A 20,366-nucleotide genomic window follows, 5' to 3' on the forward strand; every position below is an offset into this window, starting at 1 on the left:
ATATCTCCTAGTTTCGAATCAAGTGGCCGCTGGCCGCGAGTAACTGGCCGTCCAGTGAAGCACCTTGCTCACCGAGTGCCAGTCGCCCTTCGGCAAACCAGCGTACGGCCAGCGGGTAGATCAGGTGTTCCTGAACATGCACTCGCTGCGCAAGAGTCTGCGGCGTGTCGTGCAACTCTACCGGTAATACTGCCTGTACGACCAGTGGCCCGCCATCGAGTTCCTCGGTGACGAAGTGTACAGAGCAGCCGTGCTCGGTGTCGCCGGCCTCCAGTGCGCGCTGATGAGTGTGTAACCCTTTGTATTTGGGCAGCAGCGACGGATGGATGTTGAGCAGGCGACCCTGATAGTGGCGAACGAAGTCAGCGCTGAGAATGCGCATGAATCCGGCCAGCACCACGAGCTTGGGATTGAATTCGTCGATCAGTTCGATCAGAGCAGCATCGAAGGCCTCGCGGCCTTCAAATGCCTTGTGATCCAGTGAGCGGGTGGCGATACCCGCGTCACTGGCGCGTTGCAGGCCGTAGGCGTCGGCGCGGTTGGAAATCACCGCAGCGATGCGGACCGGGCTGTCGCCGGTCCGCGTGCTGTCGATCAGGGCCTGCAAGTTACTGCCGGTGCCGGACAACAGCACCACGACATCACAGGTTGCGGACATTAATGAGCCTTAAGGTTCTGCAGATCAACCTGAGCAGCGCCTTCGGCAGCGGCAGCGATCTGGCCGATGACCCAAGGCTGTTCGCCGGCGTCACGCAGGGTGTTCAGGGCCACTTCAACGTGCTCCTGAGCCACGCAGATAACCATGCCGACGCCGCAGTTCAGAACGCGGTGCATTTCGGTCTCGTCAACGTTGCCTTTCTCTTGCAGCCAGTCGAAGACGGCAGGTCGAGTCCAGCTGGCCACATCAACCACGGCCTGAGCGCCTTTTGGCAGAACGCGCGGGATGTTGTCGAGCAGGCCGCCACCGGTGATGTGGGCCATGGCTTTGACGGCGCCGGTTTCTTTGATCAGCTTGAGCAGCGGCTTCACGTAGATGCGGGTTGGGGCCATCAGCAGATCGGTCAGCGGTTTGCCGTCGAGCTGGGTGTTTTCGATGTCGGCGCCGGAGACTTCGATGATCTTGCGGATCAGCGAGTAGCCGTTAGAGTGCGGGCCGGACGATGGCAGGGCGATCAGGGCGTCACCGGTGGCGACTTTCGAGCCGTCGATGATTTCCGATTTTTCCACGACGCCGACGCAGAAGCCGGCCAGGTCGTAGTCTTCGCCTTCGTACATGCCTGGCATTTCAGCGGTTTCGCCGCCGACCAGCGAGCAACCGGACAGTTCACAGCCAGCGCCGATACCGGTTACAACCTGGGCAGCGGTGTCGACGTTGAGTTTGCCGGTGGCGTAGTAGTCGAGGAAGAACAGTGGCTCGGCGCCGCACACTACGAGGTCGTTGACGCACATGGCGACCAGGTCGATGCCGATGCTGTCGTGCTTGTTCAGGTTCAGGGCCAGGCGCAGCTTGGTGCCGACGCCGTCAGTACCGGAAACCAGCACAGGTTGCTTGTAGCCGGCCGGGATTTCGCAGAGGGCGCCGAAACCGCCCAGGCCGCCCATGACTTCCGGACGCGCAGTGCGCTTGGCGACGCTCTTGATGCGTTCGACCAATGCTTCACCGGCGTCGATGTCTACACCGGCGTCCTTGTAGCTCAGGGAGGGTTGCTTGCTCATGATCCAGGCCTTTAGGGGGGATTCAGGGGTAACGACCGAGTCCAGCGGGGCGCCGAAGTCGATGGGGCGATTGCCTCACGCGAGTTTCGAGGTGCCCGGCTGTTGCCGGTCTGCGAAGGCGCGCGATTTTATCAGGCTTGAGGGGCAGCGGCCATCCTCACGCCGACGGGCAGGGGCATATCAGTGGAAATTTTTTGCAATTGCGGCATGTGGGTGCCTGTATAAGGTGTGGCAATTAACCGTCTATCGTTATCACTGTGCAAAAACTTACCGCTGTCGTGTGAATGTTTAGTGCTGGCAGATTGTCACAGTCTGGCTAAATCGGTTCACGCGGCCTGTTCCAGCCGCTCCTGTCGACGGGAATTCTCCATGCGTTTTTGTAAATTGTTGGTTGTGGGTTGTTTGTCTGTGGTCAGCCTGGCGAGTCATGCCGAAAACCTCAAAGGCCTTTATCAAGTGCGTCAGCCGGTCAGCAGCCAGGCGCCGGAAGAGCGAGATCGCGCCACTCAGGCCGCGCTGGATACGTTGGTGCTGCGCCTGACCGGCGATCCCAAGGCGCCGCAAAATCCGGGGCTGGCGGCAGTTCGCAAGGACCCTCAGCAGATTATCAGTCAGTTCGGTTTTGATGCCGGGCCGCCGGAGGTGCTGAAAATCGACTTCGACCCGAGCAGCACCGAACAGGCATTGCGCCGCGCCGGGTTGTCTTTGTGGGGCGCCAGTCGGCCGTCGATTCTGAGTTGGTGGCTGAACGATTCCACCGAAGGTTCGAGTCTGGTCGGTGATGGTCAGGCTGCCGCCGCGCCATTGCGGAATGCCGCTCAGCATCGCGGACTGCCGCTGCGTTTGCCGCTGGCGGATCTGAGTGAACAGCTTGTTGCCACAGCACCTGCGCTGGAAGGTGCTGATCCGGCGCCGTTGCGCGGTGCGTCCGAGCGCTATAACGCGGACGCCTTGCTGGCGGTGCACGCGCGCGAAGAAGGCGGGCAGTGGCAGGCCAAATGGCACTTGTGGCTGGGCGATCAAAAAGAGGCGGGCAGTGTGCAAGGTGCTGATCAGGCTGCCGTCGCTGACGCAGTGATGCTGGCAGTGTCCGAGCGCCTGGCGCCGCGTTTTGTGGCCAAGCCTGGCGCTTCGGGTCAGCAGACTCTGGAAGTGCAGGGCATGAATCTTGAGCATTACGCCGCGCTGTTGCGGTTACTCGAACCGTTTGGCGTGCGTCTGCAGAGTGTCGATGGCGATCGCATCGTGTATCGGGTCAATGGCAGTGCCGATCAGATGCGCGCGCAGTTGTCGCTGGCGAAGTTGCAGGAGCTGCCGGCTGAAGCGCCAGCCCCGGTGGCCGCGCCGCAGCCTGCGGTGGCAGGTGCAACGCCTGTCGCGGCTCCGGCACCGACACCTGCTGCGCCGTCGTTGCGGTTTCGCTGGTAAGTCTTTCTTTATATAGAAGCAGTAGGAGTGGTACATGGCCGATACGCGGCGTTGGTTCTGGCTCGGTGGGGTGGTCCTGCTTTGCGCGTTTGTGTGGTTGCTGCACCCGATCCTCACGCCGTTTCTGGTGGCGTTGCTATTGGCGTATCTGTTCGATCCGCTGGTGGATCGGTTGGAGAAGCTCGGCTTGTCGCGCACTTGGGGCGTGATCGCGGTGTTTGCCTTGTTCACCCTGATCGTCACGGCGCTGATGCTCGTGCTGGTGCCGATGCTCGCCAAGCAGTTGCTGCGTTTGTACGAACTGGCCCCGCAAATGCTCGACTGGTTGCAACACACCGCTGTGCCGTGGGCGCAGTCGAAACTGGGCTTGTCTGACGGGTTCTGGAAGTTCGACAAGGTCAAAGCGGCGATCAGCGAACACATGGGTCAGACCACCGATATCGTCGGTGTGGTGCTGAGCCAGGCAACCGCGTCGAGTCTGGCGTTGATCGGCTGGCTGGCCAATCTGGTGCTGATCCCGGTAGTGAGTTTCTACCTGCTGCGCGACTGGGACGTGATGATGGCCAAGATCCGCAGCCTGCTGCCGCGTGATCGTGAAGAGCGCGTGGTGGCGCTGGCTGGCGAATGCCATGAAGTGCTGGGTGCCTTTGTGCGCGGGCAGTTGCTGGTGATGTTGGCGCTGGGCGTGATTTATGCGGCGGGGCTGATGATTGTCGGCCTGGAGCTGGGCCTGTTGATTGGTCTGATCGCAGGTCTGGCGGCGATCGTGCCGTACATGGGCTTTGTGATCGGCATTGGCGCGGCGCTGATCGCCGGGTTGTTCCAGTTCGGTGGCGATCTGTACCCGATGATCGGGATCGTCGCAGTATTCATGGTCGGTCAGGCGCTGGAAGGCATGGTGCTGACGCCGCTGTTGGTGGGCGACCGGATCGGCCTGCATCCGGTGGCGGTGATCTTTGCGATTCTGGCTGGCGGTGAGCTGTTCGGTTTCACCGGTGTGCTGCTGGCACTGCCGGTGGCGGCGGTGATTATGGTGTTGGTGCGCCACGTGCACGATTTGTACAAAGATTCCGACATCTATAGTGGGGTCGACGAACCCGAGTTGTAACTTCATCGTGGGCCGCCCGGCATTGCGCCGGGTTGGCCCGTGTTTTGCGGGTCAACTGGAGCGGCAGCGTCAGAGAATCTGCCATAAAACCAGTGTGTTAACGCAAACCTTTGATTTTGCTTGGACTCTGTCGCATTGTGCGCTCAGCTTCACGGGTATAAACTTCGCAAACTTTACACAGAGGCCACTAACGGTTCCTTGAGAACTGTTCAGTCAGCATGAAACCGATTCAGCTGCCCCTAGGTGTGCGTCTGCGTGACGACGCCACCTTCATCAACTACTACCCAGGCGCCAATGCCGCTGCACTCGGCTATGTCGAGCGCTTATGCGAAGCCGACGCCGGCTGGACAGAAAGCCTGATCTACCTGTGGGGCAAACACGGCGTAGGGCGTACGCATCTGTTGCAGGCAGCATGTCTGCGTTTCGAGCAGATGGGGGAGCCGGCGGTGTACCTGCCACTGGCCGAGTTGATGGATCGCGGCGTCGAGATTCTCGACAACCTCGAGCAGTACGAGCTGGTTTGCCTGGATGACTTGCAGGTAATTGCCGGCAAGGCTGACTGGGAGGAGGCGATGTTTCATCTGTTCAATCGTCTGCGTGACAGTGGTCGGCGTCTGCTGATCGCTGCATCTACTTCACCGCGTGAGCTGCCGGTCAAACTGGCTGACTTGAAATCACGGCTGACGCTGGCGCTGATTTTCCAGATGCGCCCACTCTCCGACGAAGACAAATTACGTGCCCTGCAATTGCGCGCATCGCGTCGTGGTCTGCACCTGACCGATGAAGTCGGGCATTTTATTTTGACCCGCGGTACCCGCAGCATGAGTGCATTGTTCGACTTGCTCGAACAGCTCGATCAGGCCTCTTTGCAGGCTCAGCGCAAGCTGACAATTCCCTTTCTCAAAGAAACGCTAGGTTGGTAAATCCAAGGCTTTCAGCGGGTTTCGGCAAATTTCAGGCGCCAGAAAATCCGCTTTCCTGCACGTTGTACAGGCTACGTTTCGATTCAAATGGGCTTAAGCGCTTAGATGTAAACGAGAAACCGGGAAGTCACAAAAAGATCGATTGAATTTGCAAATGAGGTTGATAGCGGGCATAGTCTCGGCTTCTTTACAACTATCAGCCACGGTCGTGCCCATGCTAAAGCGCTTCGCACCCCTCGTGCCTCTCGCACTCGTCACCCTGTTGTACGGTTGTGCTGCTCATTCTCCAGTCCAAGAGCAGCCTCAACAGGTTAAAAATTCTGCCACTGCCCAGTCTTCTGTTATTTACCAGGAAGAGCTGGACACCGAAAAAGAACTGTCGGACTTCAACAAGAAGCCGTACGAGCTTCCGGTTCTGGCCGACAGCATCCTCGAACGCGGCATGTCCCTGATCGGTACCCGTTACCGTTTTGGCGGTACCTCCGAAGCCGGTTTCGATTGCAGCGGTTTCATCGGCTATCTGTTCCGCGAAGAAGCCGGCATGAACCTGCCGCGCTCCACTCGCGAAATGATCAATGTGGATGCGCCGCTGGTATCGCGCAGCAACCTTGAGCCTGGCGATCTGCTGTTCTTCGCCACCAACGGTCGTCGCGGTCGTGTCAGCCACGCCGGGATCTACCTGGGTGACAATCAGTTCATTCACTCCAGCAGTCGTCGCAGCGGCGGTGTTCGCATAGACAGCCTGGGTGACAGTTACTGGAGCAAGACCTTCATCGAAGCCAAACGTGCTTTGGCGAACGCTCCTACCGTAGTGACTGCTCGCAAGTAATCTCCCCGTTGTCGCTGCATTCGCGGCGACAAAAACGGCTTCCGGGAACGGAGTAGACCTATACTTTACAAGGTGAAGTTAAAGTCTTACTTGAAGTTTGCCGCGTAGCCGCTAGAATCCTGAATCTATATTGATGGCAAACCGCCTGCGTGCCACGCAGGCGGTTTTGTTTTCTGTCCATCCGGCAGAGAAAGCCGCAGCCAGATCAGGATGTTCTGCTTATGACCATGTCGGCCCGCCTCGCATTGATGTTCTTCGCAGCGTTGCTCAGCGCCTGCGCCAGTCGTACGCCGCCAACTGCGCCGGTGGTTCGCGCGCCGGTGGTGTTCGGTCCCTCCCAAGCCTTTTCTCCTGCTGCTGAAGACGTGTTGTTTCGCGCCCTCGGCCTGGTCGGCACGCCTTATCGCTGGGGCGGCAATACGCCGGATTCGGGATTTGATTGCAGTGGGCTGATCGGCTTCGTTTACCGTGATGCGGCGGGTATTTCTCTGCCGCGCTCCACGCGCGAGCTGATCGTCATGCAGGCGCCCAATGTCGGCAAGGAAGGCTTGCAGACCGGTGACCTGATCTTCTTCGCCACCAATGGCGGCTCGCAGGTCAGCCATGCGGGGATTTATGTCGGGGAAGGGCGATTCGTGCATGCGCCGGCAACTGGCGGCACGGTGAAGCTCGATAGCCTGTCGAAGGCGTATTGGCAGAAGGCGTATCTGAGTGCGAAGCGGGTGTTGCAGCCTGAGCATCTGGCGCATAACCCGTAATTCAAGTTGCCCAAAATCTAATGTGTAGGAGTGAGCCTGCTCGCGATGACGGTGTCAGATTCAACATCAATGTTGAATGATCGACCGCTATCGCGAGCAGGCTCACTCCTACAGTTGTTTGTGCATGGCGAAAACTATTTGCTGGCCGACACCCGCCAAACCTTGTTCCCCACATCATCCGCCACCAGCAAGCCACCTTGTTGGTCGATCACGACGCCAACCGGGCGACCCAGTGCGTTCTCGTCCTTGTCGAGGAAACCGGTCAGCACATCCACCGGTTGGCCGTTCGGCTTGCCGCCGGTAAACGGCACGAAAATCACCTTGTAACCGCTGTGCGGCTTGCGATTCCAAGAGCCGTGCTGGCCAATGAACGCGCCTTCCTTGAACTGCGCCGGCAATTTGTTGCCTTCGGCGAAAGTCAGGCCGAGCGAAGCGGTATGCGGGCCGACGGCGTAGTCCGGGGCGATGGCTTTGGCGACCAGGTCGGGGTTCTGCGGCTCTACCCGCACATCGACGTGCTGACCGTAATAGCTGAATGGCCAGCCATAGAAGCCGCCATCCTTGACCGAGGTAATGTAGTCCGGCACCAGATCGCTGCCGATCTCGTCACGTTCGTTGACGGCTGTCCACAGCGCGCCACTGGTAGGCTCCCAGGCCAGACCGTTAGGGTTGCGGATGCCCGAGGCAAAGATCCGGTGATTGCCGGTGGCCCGGTCCACTTCCCAGATTGCTGCGCGACCTTCTTCCTGATCCATGCCGTTTTCGCCGACGTTGCTGTTCGAGCCGACGGTGACGTACAGCTTGCTGCCGTCCTTGCTGGCGATAACGTTTTTCGTCCAGTGGTGATTCAGCGTGCCACCGGGCAGATCCGTGACCTTGATCGGCTGCGTCTTGATCTCGGTCGCACCGGCTTCGTAGTTGAAGCGCAGCAAGCGATCGGTGTCGGCGACATACAGATCATTGCCGACTAGAGTCATGCCAAACGGCGAATTGAGATTCTGCAAAAACACTGTGCGGGTTTCGGCCACGCCGTCGTGGTCGGCGTCACGCAGCAGCGTGATGCGATTCGGGCTTGGCACGCCAGCGCCGGCCTTGCCCATGACTTGCTTCATCACCCAGCCACGGATGCCTTGGCTGTCGTCGGGTTTTGGTGGGGCGTTGGTTTCTGCCACCAGCACATCGCCGTTGGGCAGCACGTATAGCCAGCGCGGATGATCGAGGCCTTCGGCAAACGCAGCCACCTGTGTGCCTGTCGCCGCAGTCGGTTTTGCGCCTTCGGGCCAGCCGATCGCCGGGGCGATATTCACCGTCGGGATCAGGGTTTTGTTCGGTTCGGGCAGTTTCGGTGACGGGCCGGTGCCGTCGGTGACCTGCAGGCTGGAGGATTCACCACAGGCGGCGAGCCCTCCGGCGAGAGCGATGACGAGAGCGAGCTGGGACTTGCGCATTACTGATCTTCCCTATGAATGCATTGACCTAATCATAGAGAAGCGCGCAAGCCCGATGGTTCAACTGCTCAACCGCGGGCCTCTTTGAACAGCACGGCGATGCCCGGATGATAATTGCCGGCTTCGCTGCGCAACTTGCGGTAGGCGTAGGGGAAATACCAGGCGACGGCGCAGGTGTGTTCCTTCTGTAGGTCGTCGACCATGTCCTGCAATTCTTCAGGGCTGGCGCTGTGCTGGGCTTTTTGCGGCGCGACAAACAGGCAGCCGAGCTTGAGGTCGCTGGCGAAGCTGATGCGTTTGGCGTCGCTGGTGATCTCCAGCAGGGCTTGGGTCAGGTTGAGGTTGTTGACGCGCGGCCAGCGTTGCGTGGCCTGAATGTAAGCGCGGTCTTCGCTGCCGGCGAGGAGCAGATCGGCTCGGGCATTGCGTTCGCCTTCTTCGCTCTGCTTGCGCGTGGCGGTCTGTTCCAGTGTCACCAGTTCGGCCATCCAGGCTGCCGCCGAAAGCAGGCCGAGATTGGCTTTCTCGTCATGCCAGTAGGGTGTGTCGCTGTCGCCGCGTACGGCGTTGTAGCGGTCGATACAGTCAAACCAGCGCTCCAGCACCGGGCGCAGAAATTCCAGGCGCGGGTTGCTGATGATCATGCCTTGCATGTGGCTCACCTTATTCTTGTGTGATGTGAGATTGTGGCTCTTTGATATCACTCTTGAGACTGTGGCACAAGATTGGCGTCAGATAATTGATCGGTGGCAGTTATTCGCCCGTTGGCCCCCTCTTTAATTGACGCTCCACCCCCAACCCTCTAACCTTCGCGGCTTGTTTCAGGTGCTCTGTGGCTTGCGTCGACAGAGTGAAACAGGGAAGCCGGTGAGGGTTGTCTTCAGAGCAAGCACGACCACGATCCCGGCGCTGCCCCCGCAACGGTAAATGAGTGAAAACTGCGTCTTGTGCCACTGCTCAACAGCGGGAAGGCGCGCAGTCCGGCGAACGCCGCTCATGAGCCCGGAGACCGGCCTGATCCATCCAGCGGCATCACGGTGGGCGATGCCAGGCTTTTTGCCGTCTATTCTTGTGCCTGCCCGCCGTTATCCAGCCTCAACGGAGAGCTCCCCCATGACTGATTCCCCCGAGCGTGACGAACGCCATCTGGCGCGTATGCAGCGCAAAAAAGCCGTGATCGATGAACGCATCGCCAACTCGCCCGACGAGTGCGGCCTGGTGCTGGTCCTGACCGGCAACGGCAAAGGCAAAAGCAGCTCGGCGTTCGGCATGCTCGCCCGCGCCATGGGCCACGGCATGCAGTGCGGCGTGGTGCAGTTCATCAAGGGCCGCAACAGCACGGGCGAAGAGTTGTTCTTCCGCCGCTTCCCCGAGCAAGTGCGTTTCCACGTCATGGGCGAGGGCTTCACTTGGGAAACCCAGGATCGCCAGCGCGACATCGCCGCCGCCGAAGCCGCGTGGGCCGTGTCTCGCGAACTGCTGCGCGACCCGTCGATCGGTCTGGTGGTGCTGGATGAATTGAACATCGCCCTCAAGCACGGCTACCTCGACCTCGATCAGGTGCTCAGCGATTTGCAGGCGCGGCCGCCGATGCAGCACGTGGTCGTCACCGGTCGCGGCGCCAAGCCGGAAATGGTCGAGATGGGCGACACCGTCACCGAAATGGGCATGCTCAAACACGCCTTCCAGGCTGGCATCAAAGCGCAGAAAGGCGTCGAACTTTGAATCAACCACGTCACTGCCCGGCGGTACTGATCGCCGCGCCGGCCTCCGGTCAGGGCAAGACCACCGTCACCGCCGCGCTCGCCCGTTTGCATCGCAATCAGGGGCGCAAGGTGCGCGTGTTCAAGTGCGGGCCGGACTTTCTGGATCCGATGATTCTCGAGCGCGCCAGCGGTGCGCCGGTGTATCAACTGGACATGTGGATGGTCGGCGAGCACGAGAGTCGTCGTCTGTTGTGGGAAGCCGCCGCTGAAGCCGATCTGATTCTGATCGAAGGCGTGATGGGCCTGTTTGACGGCACGCCGTCGAGCGCCGATCTGGCGCGGCATTTCGGCGTGCCGGTGCTCGGTGTGATCGACGGCACGGCCATGGCGCAGACCTTTGGTGCATTGGCACTGGGCTTGGCGAAGTATCAGCCGGATCTGCCGTTTGCCGGCGTACTGGCCAACCGGGTCGGTACTTTGCGTCACGCACAATTGCTTGAAGGCAGCCTCACCGAAGGTTTGCGCTGGTACGGCGCGTTGTCCCGCGAGACCGGGATCGAGTTGCCAAGTCGCCATCTCGGTCTGGTGCAGGCGAGTGAGCTGAACGATCTCGATATGCGTCTGGGTGCGGCGGCTGAAGCGCTCGCCAGCAGTTGCGAGGTAGCGCTGCCACCGGCCGTGGAATTCGCCGCACCTGAAGTGCTGATTGCCGAACCGTTACTCAAAGATGTACGAATCGCCGTCGCCCGCGATGAAGCCTTTGCCTTCACCTATGGCGCGAGCCTCGACTTGCTGCGAGCGATGGGCGCTGAGTTGAGTTTCTTCTCGCCGATTCGCGACACGCAATTACCTGAGGCGGACAGCCTTTACCTGCCCGGCGGTTACCCGGAATTGCATCATGTGGCGCTGGCGCAGAACACCGCGATGCTCGACGCGATCCGTGCGCATCATGCGGCTGGCAAGCCGTTGCTCGCTGAATGCGGTGGCATGCTTTATCTGCTCGACTCGTTGACCGACGTCGAGGGCACGCGTGCTGAACTGGTTGGTTTGCTCGCGGGCGATGCGGTGATGCAAAAGCGTCTCGCCGCTTTGGCGTTGCAAGCAGTCGATCTGCCGGAAGGTTCGCTGCGTGGCCACACTTATCACCATTCTCTGACGACCACTGAACTGACGCCGATAGCCCGGGGCTTGAGCCCGAATGGCGGGCGTGGGGCCGAGGCGGTTTATCGGGAAGGACGGATGACGGCTTCGTACGTGCACTTTTATTTTCCGTCGAACCCGGTGGCTATCGCTGCGCTGTTTGCGCCTGACTCCGAAGCCGCCTTCGCGAGCAGGCTCGCTCCCACAGTTGAAACGGTGGTGACTGAAGAAATGCGATCCCTTGTGGGAGCGAGCCTGCTCGCGAAAGGGCCATGACAGACAGCACATTCTCCGAAGCCGAGCGCGAAGCGGTTTATAGAGTCATCGCCGAACGCCGCGACATGCGCCATTTCACCGGCGGCACCGTCGCGCCCGAACTGCTGAGCCGCTTGCTCGAAGCCGCGCACCAGGCGCCAAGTGTCGGCCTGATGCAGCCGTGGCGTTTCATCCGTATCAGCGACCGCACCCTGCGCGGGCAGATTCAGCATCTGGTGGAAGAAGAGCGCATCCGCACCGCCGAAGCCCTCGGCGAGCGCAGTGATGAGTTCATGAAACTCAAGGTCGAAGGCATCAACGACTGCGCCGAAGTGCTGGTCGCCGCGCTGATGGATGATCGCGAAAAACACATCTTCGGTCGTCGCACGCTGCCGGAAATGGACATGGCCTCGCTGTCCTGTGCGATCCAGAATCTGTGGCTGGCGTCGCGCGCCGAAGGCTTGGGCATGGGCTGGGTCTCGCTGTTCGAGCCGCAGGCACTTGCCGATCTGTTGCAACTGCCGGCCGGGGCCAAGCCGCTGGCGGTTTTGTGCTTGGGGCCGGTCAAGGAATTCTATCCGGCGCCGATGCTGGTACTCGAAGGGTGGGCGCAGGCGCGTCCGCTCAATGAGTTGCTGTATGAAAATTACTGGGGAGTGAGTCAATGAGTGTGGCGTTGTTGAGTGTCGCCGCAGTGGCGCTGGATGCGCTGCTGGGTGAACCGAAACGCTGGCATCCGCTGGTGGCGTTCGGCAATTTTGCCGGGCGCATCGAGCAACGCTTCAACGCCGGTGGCCGTGGCTGGCGCAGTCATGGTGTCACCGCGTGGGTGATCGCGGTGCTGCCGCTGACGTTGCTCGCCACCGCGTTTTCCTGGGCGCCATACGTGGGCTGGATCGTCGAGATTCTCGCGCTGTATTGCGCGCTCGGCATGCGCAGCCTCGGCGAACACGTCGAACCGGTGGCCAAGGCGTTGCGCGCTGATGATCTGGACGAGGCGCGCAAGCGTGTCGGCTATCTGGTCAGCCGCCAGACCAGCGAACTCGACAGCACTGCCGTCGCTCGTGCCGCCACCGAATCGGTGCTGGAAAACGGCAGCGATGCGGTGTTCGCCGCGCTGTTCTGGTTTGCCGTGGCGGGCGCGCCGGGCGTCGTCCTCTACCGTTTGAGCAACACCCTCGACGCGATGTGGGGCTATCGCAACGAACGCTTCGAGCGTTTCGGCTGGTGCGCCGCAAAAATCGACGACGTCCTCAATTACATTCCCGCACGCCTTGTGGCTTTGACTTACGCAGTGCTGGGCAAAACCCGACTGGCCTTGAAGTGCTGGCGTACCCAGGCGCCGAAATGGGACAGCCCCAATGCCGGCCCGGTGATGGCGGCCGGTGCCGGTGCGCTCGGTGTGGAACTGGGTGGCCCGGCGATTTACCACGGCGAACTGCATGAGCGTCCGCAACTGGGCGAGGGCGTTCAGGCCGATGCCGACTCTATTGATCGTGGCTGGCAATTGGTCCAGCGCGGCGTATGGTTATGGCTGCTGATTCTCTGCGTGGGGGCTGAATTCTATGCTTGAACACGGTGGCCGGCTGCGCCAGGCTGCACTCGATTACGGTATCGCCGAGGCCGACTGGCTCGATCTGTCCAGCGGTCTGGCGCCGTGGCCGTTTCCGATCCCGGAAATCCCGCTGCGCGCCTGGGCACGCTTGCCGGAAACCGATGACGGTCTGGAGCAGGCGGCGTGCGATTACTACGGCGCATCGCAAGTGCTGCCGGTGGCCGGCTCGCAAATGGCGATCCAGTTGCTGCCGCGTTTGCGTCGGGCGGGCAAGGTCGGCGTGCTGTCGCCGTGTTATGCCGAGCACGCCGAAGCCTGGCGCCGCAGCGGCTACATCGTGCGCGAAGTGCTGGAGCAGGAAGTCGAGTTCTTTCTCGACAGCCTCGACGTGCTGGTGGTGGTCAATCCGAACAACCCGACCGGCCTGAGCCTGACCCCGGCGCGCCTGCTTGACTGGCATGCACGACTGGCCCAGCGCGGCGGTTGGCTGGTGGTTGATGAAGCGTTCATGGACAACACTCCGCAGTTGAGTCTGGCTGCGCACACCCATCAGATCGGTCTGATTGTGTTGCGCTCGTTCGGCAAGTTCTTCGGTCTGGCCGGGGTGCGACTGGGTTTTGTACTGGCCGAGCGCAAGTTGCTCAAACTGCTCGCCGAACAGGTCGGGCCGTGGGCCGTCAGCGGGCCGACGCGGGTGCTGGGCCAAGCCTGTCTGCAAGACACCGAAGGCCACACACGCCAGCGGATTCGCAGCGATGAGGCCAGCGAACGGCTGGCGCTTTTGCTGGAGCGCTACGGTTTCAAACCGCAGGGTGGCTGCGCGCTGTTTCAGTGGCTGATCACCGAGCAGGCGCAAGCGCTGCACGAATTCATGGCCCGACGGGGAATTCTCCTGCGCATCTTCACCCACAACAGCAGTGTGCGTTTCGGCCTGCCCGCCAACGCGGCTGAAGAATCCCGTCTCGAACAAGCGCTGCAAGCGTTCGCCAAGGAAATCCAATGACAACGCTGATGGTGCAAGGCACCACGTCCGACGCCGGTAAAAGCACACTGGTGACGGCGCTGTGCCGCTGGGCGACCCGCCAAGGCGTGGCGGTGGTGCCCTTCAAGCCGCAGAACATGGCGCTCAACAGCGCGGTGACCGCCGACGGTGGCGAGATCGGTCGCGCGCAAGCGGTGCAGGCGCAAGCGGCGTTTCTTGAACCGCACACCGACATGAACCCGGTGCTGCTCAAACCCAACAGCGATACCGGCGCGCAAGTGATCATCCATGGCCGCGCGGTCACCAGCATGAACGCCGTTGCCTATCACGATTACAAAGCCATCGCGATGAAAGCGGTGCTGGCCTCCCACGAGCGACTCAGCGCGGCCTATCCGTTGGTGATGGTTGAGGGCGCCGGCTCGCCGGCGGAGATCAATCTGCGTGCCGGCGATATCGCCAACATGGGTTTTGCCGAAGCAGTCGATTGCCCGGTGCTGCTGATCGCCGACATCAATCGCGGCGGGGTTTTCGCTCATCTGGTGGGCACACTGGAACTGCTGTCGCCGAGCGAACAGGCGCGGGTCAAAGGCTTCATCATCAACCGTTTTCGCGGTGACATCGCCTTGCTGCAACCTGGCCTCGACTGGCTCGAACAGCGCACCGGCAAACCGGTGGTCGGCGTGCTCCCTTACGTGATGGATCTGCATCTTGAGGCCGAGGACGGCATCGATCAGCGCCAGACCGACAAGGCCGAGCAGGTGTTGAAAGTGGTGGTGCCGGTGCTGCCGCGCATCAGCAACCACACCGATTTCGATCCGCTGCGTCTGCACCCACAAGTGGATCTGCAATTCGTCGGCCCGGGGCAGACGATTCCTGCCGCCGATCTGATCATCCTGCCGGGCTCGAAAAGCGTGCGCAGTGATCTGGCCTATTTGCGTGCCAATGGCTGGGATACGGCGATCAGTCGCCATTTGCGTTATGGCGGCAAAGTGCTGGGGATTTGCGGTGGTCTGCAAATGCTCGGTGAGCAGGTGCACGATCCGCTCGGTCTGGAAGGCGCGCCGGGTTCCAGCGCCGGGCTCGGTTTGCTCGCGTTCGAAACGACGCTGGAAGCCGAGAAGCAACTGCGCAATGTGCGCGGGCGGCTGGCGCTGGAAGATGCTGACGTCAGCGGCTATGAAATTCATGCCGGGGTGACCACCGGGCCGGCGCTGGAGAATGCAGCGGTGCAACTCGATGATGGTCGTTGCGACGGTGCGCAGAGTGTTGACGGGCAAGTGTTCGGCACCTATCTGCATGGCTTGTTCGAGTCGCCGGCGGCCAGTGCGGCATTGCTGCGCTGGGCCGGGTTGAGCGCTGTGCAAGAGGTGGATTACCACGGGTTGCGCGAGCGCGATATCGAGCGCTTGGCGGATCTGGTGGAGAGGCATCTGGATACTGATCTGTTGCGTCAGCTCTGTGGGATTTGAATTGTCTGTGCTGGCCTCATCGCGAGCCGGCTCACTCCGACAGGGTTATCCGGTTTACACAAAACTCAAGGCTGCTCGAGATCCTTTGTAGGAGTGAGCCTGCTCGCGATAACGCCAGTCGCCTCAACACATAATTTTCAGGATGTCCCCCATGCTCCAACTGATCCTCGGCGGCGCCCGCTCCGGCAAAAGTCGTCTGGCCGAAAAACTCGCCACTGACAGTGCGCTGGCCGTGACCTACATCGCCACCAGCCAACCGCTGGATGGCGAGATGAATGAGCGCGTCGCCCACCACCGCGCTCGCCGTCCAGCCGAATGGGCACTCATTGAAGAACCGCTGGAACTGGCCCGCGTCCTGCGCGAAAACGCCAGTGCCGAGCGCTGCCTGCTGGTCGATTGCCTGACCCTGTGGCTGACCAATCTGCTGATGCTCGACGATGCCGAGCGTCTTGCTGTCGAACGCGAAGCCCTGCTCGACTGCCTGGCGTTACTGCCGGGTGAAATCATTTTTGTCAGCAACGAGACCGGAATGGGTGTCGTGCCGCTGGGCGAATTGACTCGCCGCTACGTCGATGAAGCCGGTTGGCTGCATCAAGCTCTGGCTGAGCGCTGTCAGCGTGTTGTCCTGACCGTCGCCGGCCTGCCCCTGACTCTGAAAGGATCTGCGTTATGACCCAAACCTGGTGGCTGAACCCGTGCAAACCGGTGCATGCCGATATCGTCGAGCAAGCCGAGGCGAGGCAACAGCAACTGACCAAGCCGGCCGGTTCGCTGGGGCGGCTTGAGTCGGTGGCGGTGCAACTGGCCGGTCTGCAAGGGCAGGTGAAGCCGACGCTTGAGCAGGTCTGGATTGCCATTTTTGCCGGTGATCATGGCGTGGTCGCCGAAGGCGTATCGGCGTATCCGCAGGAAGTCACCGGGCAGATGCTGCTCAACTTCGTCAGCGGCGGTGCGGCGATCAGCGTATTGGCGCGCCAGCTCAATGCACAGTTGGAAGTGGTGGATCTGGGCACGGTGACGGCATCGCTGAAACTGCCGGGCGTGCGCCACCTGAACATTGGCCCGGGCACGGCGAATTTCGTTCAGGGTCCGGCGATGACTCAGACCCAGGGCGAACTCGCGTTGCAGGCCGGGCGCGACAGCGTGTTGCGCGCCAAAGCGGCAGGCGCGCAGCTGTTTATCGGCGGCGAAATGGGCATCGGCAATACCACCGCTGCCAGTGCCCTGGCTTGCGCGCTGCTCGATTGTCCAGTGGTGCATCTGACCGGGCCCGGCACAGGTTTGAACGCCGAAGGCGTCAGCCACAAAGCGCAAGTGATCGAACGCGCACTGGCGTTGCACGCCGCGCAGCGTGGTGATGCGTTGCAGACGCTGTTCAACCTCGGCGGTTTCGAGGTTGCTGCGTTGGTCGGCGCCTATCTGGCCTGTGCGCAGGAAGGTATTGCGGTGCTGGTCGACGGCTTTATCTGCACAGTCGCCGCGTTGGTGGCAGTGCGCTTGAATCCGGCTTGCCGCGAGTGGCTGTTGTTCGGCCATCGCGGTGCCGAGCCGGGCCACCGTCATGTGCTGGAGACGCTGAACGCCGAACCGTTGCTGGAGCTCGGTCTGCGCCTGGGTGAGGGTAGCGGTGCGGCGTTGGCGGTGCCGTTGTTGCGTCTGGCCTGTGATCTGCACGGGCAGATGGCAACGTTCGCGGAAGCGGCGGTGGCGGATCGTCCGGCATGACGTTGCGACTGGATCTGCTACGCCACGGCGAGACTGAACTGGGCGGCGGTTTGCGCGGCAGTCTCGACGATGCGCTCACTGAAAAGGGCTGGACGCAGATGCGCGAAGCCGTGATCGCGGGAGGACCTTGGGATCGACTGGTCAGTTCGCCGTTGCAGCGTTGCGCGCGGTTTGCCGCTGAGCTTGGCGAGCAACTGAATCTGCCGGTGCAACTGGACAAAGATCTGCAAGAGCTGCATTTCGGCGCTTGGGAAGGGCAGAGCGCGGCGGCGCTGATGAAGACTGATGCCGATGCTTTGGGATTGTTCTGGGCTGATCCCTATTCGTTCACGCCACCGCAGGGTGAGCCGGTCAGCGACTTTTCTGCGCGAGTGTTGGCAGCGGTTGCGCGGCTAAACGCGGCCTATGCGGGTGAACGGGTGCTGTTGATCAGTCATGGCGGTGTGATGCGTCTATTGCTGGCGCAGGCTCGGCGTTTGCCGCGTGAGCAATTGCTCAATGTCGAGGTGGGGCACGGCGCGTTATTTTCACTCACGGTCGCCGTTGATGGTTCGCTCAAGGAAGGTCACTGACATGTTGCCGTTGTGGATCGCCCTGCAATTTCTCAGCAGTTTGCCGATTCGTTTGCCGGGGATGCCGGAGCCGGAACAGCTTGGGCGATCACTGCTGTTCTATCCGTTGGTGGGGCTGCTGTTCGGCGCGATTCTGTGGGCGCTGAACTTGGTGTTGGCCGGTGCGCCGTTGCTGCTGCACGCAGCGTTGCTGTTGACGGTGTGGGTGCTGCTCAGCGGCGCGTTGCACCTTGATGGCCTGGCCGACAGCGCCGATGCCTGGCTCGGCGGATTTGGCGATCGTGAGCGTACGCTGACGATCATGAAAGATCCGCGCAGCGGGCCGATTGCGGTGGTGACGCTGGTGCTGGTGCTGCTGCTCAAGTTTGCGGCGTTGCTGGCGTTGATCGAACAACAGCAGACGATGGCGTTGATCATCGTGCCACTGCTCGGGCGGGCGGCGTTGCTGGGGTTGTTTCTGACCACGCCGTATGTGCGCGCCGGTGGGTTGGGGCAGGCGCTGGCGGACCATTTGCCGCGCAAGGCGGGGTGGTGGGTTCTAGCAGTTAGCGCTTTGGCTTGTGTGGTGATCGCCGGGTTCAAGGCAATCATCGCGCTACTGGTCGCTGTCGGTGTGTTTGTCTGGTTGCGGCATCTGATAATGCGGCGGTTGGGCGGGACGACCGGGGATACGGCCGGCGCGTTACTGGAGCTGCTGGAGATGGCGGTGCTGGTAGGGTTAGTGCTGGTCTAAGGGTTTATGTTGAATGTGCTGGCCTCTTCGCTGGCAAGCCAGCTCCCACAGGAATTGAGGGTGTTTGCAGATTTTGTGAACACTTGCAAAACCTGTGGGAGCTGGCTTGCCAGCGATGGCGGTGTGTCGGGCGGCACAAACCTTGTTGATAAACTCATGTGTAACTTGATTTAACACAGTCGCGGGTATATACACGCACCATGCTTCCTTCTCAGTGTTTATGCACCAACCTGCGTCGCGCCGCTCGTGGCGTCAGCAGGCATTACGACGGCGCTCTCGATGGCTTCGGGATCAACGTTGCCCAGTATTCTTTGCTGTGCAATCTGCAACGTCTGGATCAACCGAGCATTTCTGAACTGGCCGAAGCCATGGGCCTGGATCGCAGCACCCTCGGGCGCAATCTGCGCGTGCTCGAAGGCGAAGGGCTGGTGGCGCTGGCTGAGGGCGAAGACATGCGCAACCGCATCGTCAAGCTCACCGATACCGGTGTGCAGCGCCTGGCGGCAGCTTTGCCGGCGTGGGAAGCGGCGCAGCAGCGGTTGATCGACCGCTTGGGTGCCGAGAAGCGTGAGACCTTGCTCAGACTGCTGGACGAACTGGCATAGCGCCGGTTTTTTCGGATTCAAGCGGGTATATACCCGCGACTGGAGAATAACAATGACATCGATGTGGCGTACGTGCGGTTGGGTGTTGCTGGGGAGTGCGCTGATCCTGGCGTTGTCATTGGGCGTGCGGCACGGTTTCGGTCTGTTTCTGTCGCCGATGAGCGCGCAGTTCGGCTGGGGGCGTGAAGTGTTCGCCTTCGCCATCGCCTTGCAGAACCTGATCTGGGGCCTGGCCCAGCCGTTCACTGGCGCGCTGGCCGACCGTTTCGGCGCGGCGAAAGTGGTATTGATCGGCGGTGTGCTCTACGCCTTGGGCCTGGTGTGCATGGGCTTGTCCGACTCGGCGATGACTCTCTCGCTGAGCGCCGGTTTGCTGATCGGTATCGGTTTGTCCGGCACCTCGTTCTCGGTGATCCTGGGCGTGGTCGGTCGCGCTGTGCCACCGGAGAAGCGCAGCATGGGCATGGGCATTGCCAGCGCTGCGGGTTCTTTCGGCCAGTTCGCCATGTTGCCGGGTACGTTGGGGCTGATTGGCTGGCTTGGATGGTCCGCCGCGTTGCTGGTGTTGGGCCTGTTGGTGGCGATGATCGTGCCGCTGGTGAGCATGCTCAAGGACAAGCCGCTGCCGGTACTGGGCCATGAGCAGACGCTGTCCGAAGCTTTGCGTGAAGCCTGTTCGCATTCGGGGTTCTGGCTGCTGGCTTTCGGCTTTTTTGTCTGTGGATTTCAGGTCGTTTTTATCGGTGTGCATCTGCCGGCGTATCTGGTCGATCAACACCTGCCGGCCACGGTCGGCACCACGGTGCTGGCGCTGATCGGCCTGTTCAATATCTTCGGCACCTACACCGCCGGATGGCTGGGTGGACGCATGTCCAAACCGCGCTTGCTGACGGCGCTGTATCTGTTGCGCGCAGTGGTGATCGTGTTGTTCCTGTGGTTGCCGGTAACGACGACAACGGCCTATCTGTTCGGCATGGCCATGGGCTTCTTGTGGCTGTCGACGGTGCCGTTGACCAACGGTACGGTGGCGACCTTGTTTGGTGTGCGAAACCTGTCCATGCTCGGCGGTATCGTGTTCCTGTTCCATCAACTCGGTTCATTCCTTGGTGGATGGCTGGGCGGAGTGGTGTATGACCGTACCGGGAGTTATGACTTGATCTGGCAAGTGGCGGTGCTTCTGAGCCTGCTGGCGGCTGCGTTGAATTGGCCGGTGCGCGAGCGTCCGGTCGAACGCCTGCAAGCGAGCGCCGTATGAGCCGACTCTGGCCACGTATTGCCGTCATCGCACTCGGCGGCGCCCTGCTGGCGCTGGTGTGGTGGGGCTGGCATCAGGGAGGTCTGGCGTTGATGCAGTTGGGCATGAGTATTTGCTAGAACGTTGTCTGGCGAGTAACTTCGAAGCCTGACGACTTCT

Annotated in this window: 22 protein-coding genes and 1 riboswitch; of the genes, 18 read left to right on the forward strand and 4 right to left on the reverse strand. The window is 61.2% G+C overall.

Annotation, left to right across the window (positions count from 1 at the left end; translation table 11 throughout):
• Positions 1 to 7: 7 nt before the first annotated feature.
• Both purN and purM read right to left on the reverse strand, forming a co-directional pair.
• On the reverse strand, positions 8 to 658 hold the full coding sequence (purN, locus tag PSH79_RS08365) for a phosphoribosylglycinamide formyltransferase (protein WP_305442125.1): 651 nt from the start codon (positions 656 to 658) through the stop codon (positions 8 to 10).
• Positions 658 to 1,716, reverse strand: coding sequence for a phosphoribosylformylglycinamidine cyclo-ligase (gene purM, locus PSH79_RS08370; protein WP_305442126.1), 1,059 nt, complete (start codon positions 1,714 to 1,716; stop codon positions 658 to 660). Before purM ends, purN begins: the two co-directional genes overlap by 1 nt.
• 369 nt (positions 1,717 to 2,085) lie before the next feature.
• Here purM and PSH79_RS08375 point away from each other — a divergent pair, with 369 nt between their 5' ends.
• From PSH79_RS08375 to PSH79_RS08395, 5 genes are all read left to right on the forward strand, one after another.
• Entirely contained in the window at positions 2,086 to 3,144 is a 1,059-nt protein-coding gene (locus tag PSH79_RS08375) for a DUF2066 domain-containing protein (protein WP_305442127.1), read from the forward strand.
• A gap of 34 nt (positions 3,145 to 3,178) precedes the next feature.
• Positions 3,179 to 4,252 carry an AI-2E family transporter gene (locus tag PSH79_RS08380; RefSeq protein ID WP_187677451.1) on the forward strand — a complete coding sequence of 358 codons (1,074 nt, stop codon included), beginning with the start codon at positions 3,179 to 3,181 and terminating at the stop codon, positions 4,250 to 4,252.
• Between the two features lie 218 nt (positions 4,253 to 4,470).
• Positions 4,471 to 5,175, forward strand: coding sequence for a DnaA regulatory inactivator Hda (gene hda, locus PSH79_RS08385; RefSeq protein ID WP_007919828.1), 705 nt, complete (start codon positions 4,471 to 4,473; stop codon positions 5,173 to 5,175).
• Between the two features lie 214 nt (positions 5,176 to 5,389).
• Positions 5,390 to 6,004 (forward strand): C40 family peptidase, encoded by a 615-nt coding sequence (locus tag PSH79_RS08390; RefSeq protein ID WP_187677453.1) that lies wholly within the window; start codon positions 5,390 to 5,392, stop codon positions 6,002 to 6,004.
• A gap of 221 nt (positions 6,005 to 6,225) precedes the next feature.
• The gene (locus PSH79_RS08395; protein WP_305442129.1) at positions 6,226 to 6,762 is read left to right on the forward strand and encodes a C40 family peptidase; all 537 of its coding nucleotides are present in this window, start codon (positions 6,226 to 6,228) and stop codon (positions 6,760 to 6,762) included.
• Positions 6,763 to 6,896: 134 nt separating this feature from the next.
• Here the strand turns inward: PSH79_RS08395 and PSH79_RS08400 are convergent, their stop codons facing one another.
• Both PSH79_RS08400 and PSH79_RS08405 read right to left on the reverse strand, forming a co-directional pair.
• Entirely contained in the window at positions 6,897 to 8,210 is a 1,314-nt protein-coding gene (locus PSH79_RS08400; protein WP_305442130.1) for a sorbosone dehydrogenase family protein, read from the reverse strand.
• Between the two features lie 68 nt (positions 8,211 to 8,278).
• Positions 8,279 to 8,863: a hypothetical protein gene (locus PSH79_RS08405; RefSeq protein ID WP_305442131.1), complete on the reverse strand. Its 585-nt coding sequence runs from the start codon at positions 8,861 to 8,863 to the stop codon at positions 8,279 to 8,281.
• Positions 8,864 to 9,016: 153 nt separating this feature from the next.
• Positions 9,017 to 9,243: riboswitch (cobalamin riboswitch) on the forward strand.
• Between the two features lie 80 nt (positions 9,244 to 9,323).
• On the opposite strand from PSH79_RS08405, the gene cobO reads away from it, so the two are divergent.
• The 13 genes from cobO (at position 9,324) to PSH79_RS08470 (ending at position 20,326) form a co-directional block, all read left to right on the forward strand.
• Positions 9,324 to 9,935, forward strand: coding sequence for a cob(I)yrinic acid a,c-diamide adenosyltransferase (gene cobO / locus PSH79_RS08410; RefSeq protein ID WP_305442132.1), 612 nt, complete (start codon positions 9,324 to 9,326; stop codon positions 9,933 to 9,935).
• The gene (locus tag PSH79_RS08415; protein ID WP_305442133.1) at positions 9,932 to 11,332 is read left to right on the forward strand and encodes a cobyrinate a,c-diamide synthase; all 1,401 of its coding nucleotides are present in this window, start codon (positions 9,932 to 9,934) and stop codon (positions 11,330 to 11,332) included. Before cobO ends, PSH79_RS08415 begins: the two co-directional genes overlap by 4 nt.
• Positions 11,329 to 11,979, forward strand: a complete 651-nt coding sequence (gene bluB / locus PSH79_RS08420) for a 5,6-dimethylbenzimidazole synthase (protein WP_305442134.1) — start codon at positions 11,329 to 11,331, stop codon at positions 11,977 to 11,979. Before PSH79_RS08415 ends, bluB begins: the two co-directional genes overlap by 4 nt.
• Positions 11,976 to 12,884 (forward strand): adenosylcobinamide-phosphate synthase CbiB, encoded by a 909-nt coding sequence (cbiB, locus tag PSH79_RS08425; RefSeq protein ID WP_187677460.1) that lies wholly within the window; start codon positions 11,976 to 11,978, stop codon positions 12,882 to 12,884. The genes bluB and cbiB overlap by 4 nt, the downstream gene beginning before the upstream one ends.
• Positions 12,877 to 13,869 carry a threonine-phosphate decarboxylase CobD gene (gene cobD / locus PSH79_RS08430; protein WP_305442135.1) on the forward strand — a complete coding sequence of 331 codons (993 nt, stop codon included), beginning with the start codon at positions 12,877 to 12,879 and terminating at the stop codon, positions 13,867 to 13,869. The genes cbiB and cobD overlap by 8 nt, the downstream gene beginning before the upstream one ends.
• Positions 13,866 to 15,317, forward strand: coding sequence for a cobyric acid synthase (locus PSH79_RS08435; protein WP_305442137.1), 1,452 nt, complete (start codon positions 13,866 to 13,868; stop codon positions 15,315 to 15,317). Before cobD ends, PSH79_RS08435 begins: the two co-directional genes overlap by 4 nt.
• Before the next feature lie 151 nt (positions 15,318 to 15,468).
• The gene (cobU, locus tag PSH79_RS08440) at positions 15,469 to 15,990 is read left to right on the forward strand and encodes a bifunctional adenosylcobinamide kinase/adenosylcobinamide-phosphate guanylyltransferase (protein ID WP_305442139.1); all 522 of its coding nucleotides are present in this window, start codon (positions 15,469 to 15,471) and stop codon (positions 15,988 to 15,990) included.
• The gene (gene cobT, locus PSH79_RS08445) at positions 15,987 to 17,042 is read left to right on the forward strand and encodes a nicotinate-nucleotide--dimethylbenzimidazole phosphoribosyltransferase (protein ID WP_305442140.1); all 1,056 of its coding nucleotides are present in this window, start codon (positions 15,987 to 15,989) and stop codon (positions 17,040 to 17,042) included. Before cobU ends, cobT begins: the two co-directional genes overlap by 4 nt.
• The gene (gene cobC / locus PSH79_RS08450; RefSeq protein WP_305442141.1) at positions 17,039 to 17,614 is read left to right on the forward strand and encodes an alpha-ribazole phosphatase family protein; all 576 of its coding nucleotides are present in this window, start codon (positions 17,039 to 17,041) and stop codon (positions 17,612 to 17,614) included. Before cobT ends, cobC begins: the two co-directional genes overlap by 4 nt.
• A gap of 1 nt (position 17,615) precedes the next feature.
• Positions 17,616 to 18,347: an adenosylcobinamide-GDP ribazoletransferase gene (locus tag PSH79_RS08455; protein WP_305442143.1), complete on the forward strand. Its 732-nt coding sequence runs from the start codon at positions 17,616 to 17,618 to the stop codon at positions 18,345 to 18,347.
• 200 nt (positions 18,348 to 18,547) lie between these two features.
• Positions 18,548 to 18,952 (forward strand): MarR family winged helix-turn-helix transcriptional regulator, encoded by a 405-nt coding sequence (locus PSH79_RS08460; RefSeq protein ID WP_187677467.1) that lies wholly within the window; start codon positions 18,548 to 18,550, stop codon positions 18,950 to 18,952.
• A 52-nt stretch (positions 18,953 to 19,004) separates the two neighbouring features.
• Positions 19,005 to 20,207, forward strand: a complete 1,203-nt coding sequence (locus PSH79_RS08465; RefSeq protein WP_305442145.1) for an MFS transporter — start codon at positions 19,005 to 19,007, stop codon at positions 20,205 to 20,207.
• Positions 20,204 to 20,326, forward strand: coding sequence for a hypothetical protein (locus tag PSH79_RS08470; RefSeq protein ID WP_305442146.1), 123 nt, complete (start codon positions 20,204 to 20,206; stop codon positions 20,324 to 20,326). The genes PSH79_RS08465 and PSH79_RS08470 overlap by 4 nt, the downstream gene beginning before the upstream one ends.
• The last annotated feature ends 40 nt before the right edge of the window (positions 20,327 to 20,366 follow it).

Origin of the sequence: Pseudomonas sp. FP2196 (assembly GCF_030687715.1) — a bacterium.
Classification (GTDB): Bacteria; Pseudomonadota; Gammaproteobacteria; order Pseudomonadales; family Pseudomonadaceae; genus Aquipseudomonas.

Bases quoted from the DNA above. Each gene is read 5' to 3' on its own strand.
- cbiB (WP_187677460.1), top strand. From the start codon at position 11,976: ATGAGTGTGGCGTTGTTGAGTGTCGCCGCAGTGGCGCTGGATGCGCTG.
- PSH79_RS08455 (WP_305442143.1), top strand. From the start codon at position 17,616: ATGTTGCCGTTGTGGATCGCCCTGCAATTTCTCAGCAGTTTGCCGATT.
- cobD (WP_305442135.1), top strand. From the start codon at position 12,877: ATGCTTGAACACGGTGGCCGGCTGCGCCAGGCTGCACTCGATTACGGT.
- PSH79_RS08465 (WP_305442145.1), top strand. From the start codon at position 19,005: ATGACATCGATGTGGCGTACGTGCGGTTGGGTGTTGCTGGGGAGTGCG.
- PSH79_RS08400 (WP_305442130.1), bottom strand. From the start codon at position 8,210: ATGCGCAAGTCCCAGCTCGCTCTCGTCATCGCTCTCGCCGGAGGGCTC.
- PSH79_RS08375 (WP_305442127.1), top strand. From the start codon at position 2,086: ATGCGTTTTTGTAAATTGTTGGTTGTGGGTTGTTTGTCTGTGGTCAGC.
- cobU (WP_305442139.1), top strand. From the start codon at position 15,469: ATGCTCCAACTGATCCTCGGCGGCGCCCGCTCCGGCAAAAGTCGTCTG.
- hda (WP_007919828.1), top strand. From the start codon at position 4,471: ATGAAACCGATTCAGCTGCCCCTAGGTGTGCGTCTGCGTGACGACGCC.
- PSH79_RS08460 (WP_187677467.1), top strand. From the start codon at position 18,548: ATGCTTCCTTCTCAGTGTTTATGCACCAACCTGCGTCGCGCCGCTCGT.
- cobC (WP_305442141.1), top strand. From the start codon at position 17,039: ATGACGTTGCGACTGGATCTGCTACGCCACGGCGAGACTGAACTGGGC.
- PSH79_RS08380 (WP_187677451.1), top strand. From the start codon at position 3,179: ATGGCCGATACGCGGCGTTGGTTCTGGCTCGGTGGGGTGGTCCTGCTT.
- PSH79_RS08395 (WP_305442129.1), top strand. From the start codon at position 6,226: ATGACCATGTCGGCCCGCCTCGCATTGATGTTCTTCGCAGCGTTGCTC.
- cobO (WP_305442132.1), top strand. From the start codon at position 9,324: ATGACTGATTCCCCCGAGCGTGACGAACGCCATCTGGCGCGTATGCAG.
- PSH79_RS08390 (WP_187677453.1), top strand. From the start codon at position 5,390: ATGCTAAAGCGCTTCGCACCCCTCGTGCCTCTCGCACTCGTCACCCTG.
- purN (WP_305442125.1), bottom strand. From the start codon at position 658: ATGTCCGCAACCTGTGATGTCGTGGTGCTGTTGTCCGGCACCGGCAGT.
- PSH79_RS08435 (WP_305442137.1), top strand. From the start codon at position 13,866: ATGACAACGCTGATGGTGCAAGGCACCACGTCCGACGCCGGTAAAAGC.
- PSH79_RS08405 (WP_305442131.1), bottom strand. From the start codon at position 8,863: ATGCAAGGCATGATCATCAGCAACCCGCGCCTGGAATTTCTGCGCCCG.
- purM (WP_305442126.1), bottom strand. From the start codon at position 1,716: ATGAGCAAGCAACCCTCCCTGAGCTACAAGGACGCCGGTGTAGACATC.
- cobT (WP_305442140.1), top strand. From the start codon at position 15,987: ATGACCCAAACCTGGTGGCTGAACCCGTGCAAACCGGTGCATGCCGAT.
- bluB (WP_305442134.1), top strand. From the start codon at position 11,329: ATGACAGACAGCACATTCTCCGAAGCCGAGCGCGAAGCGGTTTATAGA.
- PSH79_RS08470 (WP_305442146.1), top strand. From the start codon at position 20,204: ATGAGCCGACTCTGGCCACGTATTGCCGTCATCGCACTCGGCGGCGCC.